The following is a 989-nucleotide window of genomic DNA, read 5'->3' as shown; positions in this document are numbered from 1 at the left end:
CGTATTATACGTACAATATGTATTATGTAAAGATATTTTACGGCATTAACTACCTCCCCGCCTCAAGGCGAGGAGATGAGTCATGTTTTTTACTTAAGCAGCTTTTACAATAGTTTTTCCTAAAACTTGCTTGGCTTCTTCAACAAGCGTTTTATAATGTTTGCTCTCTTCTACTAACGTAAAGGCTCTAACAAGATGCATGTGAAGCGGTCCATAAATATAAACAGCCTTTTCAGTCGCTCCCATTTCATCCCAGTTACTTGGAAAATCAAACCGTGTATCGCGGTCATTATCCATTAACTTGTTTTTTAAATCATAAAAAGCTTTAACAAGGGCTTTTTTAAATGCACGCACCATATCATTGTTGCGCATATAGGTCATGAGTAGAGTTGCTTGCGGTTCATTAAGGATAGCAACTTCTCTCTTTTGTCTTCCGCCTTTTGTCCCAAAGGGTGAGATTTCAAATCCAACCCTTCCAAATTCTTCAAAGTCTTCAATGTTTTGACGTACCAGCTTTATAACTGTAGCGTGGCTATTCCCCACACCACCGGCAATTTTTAAAGAGGTTGTGACAGCAATACCAGCATTGTTGATTGTCACTAAATTGTTCATGGTGAACTCCTTGTTGATTAATGTTTGTTAATGACACTCAATGAAGAATGCCGGGTGCTAACAAACACGGCAACAAGCCCGTCGTTATGCCTTCCCCTAAAAGGGTATTGTATAGCATAACCACACCCGACAACACTATTATACGCTACGCGCATATAATGAGTCAAAGTCTTTAGTCTGCGGAAGATTAGTTATTTCGGCAACCAATCCGCTTGTTGTTTTAAGGTGTTTGTTAGGCACCTTTGTATGAATCTAACGGTTTTAAACATTTTGTCAAGTCGCTCGCAAGAACGGCTTTCGCCTCTCATTTTTTCCATTCATTTCATTAGCCAATATTTCAAAGGAGCATAAAGTATGGCAACAGGTTTTTTACACGG

Annotated in this window: 1 protein-coding gene; it reads right to left on the bottom strand. The window is 39.1% G+C overall.

Going from position 1 to position 989, the window contains the following annotated elements; all coding sequences use genetic code 11:
* Positions 1 to 93 precede the first annotated feature (93 nt).
* A complete protein-coding gene (locus ACFIO3_RS13990) occupies positions 94 to 612 on the bottom strand; it encodes a Rha family transcriptional regulator (protein WP_375614645.1) in 519 nt (172 codons plus the stop codon).
* Between the last annotated feature and the right edge of the window lie 377 nt (positions 613 to 989).

The sequence above is a fragment of the Bartonella sp. AD328YNZD genome (assembly GCF_042196425.1).
Note: the sequence above shows the minus strand (reverse complement) of the source record. Positions and strands in the feature narration are given on the sequence as shown.

Bases quoted from the DNA above. Each gene is read 5' to 3' on its own strand.
- ACFIO3_RS13990 (WP_375614645.1), bottom strand. From the start codon at position 612: ATGAACAATTTAGTGACAATCAACAATGCTGGTATTGCTGTCACAACC.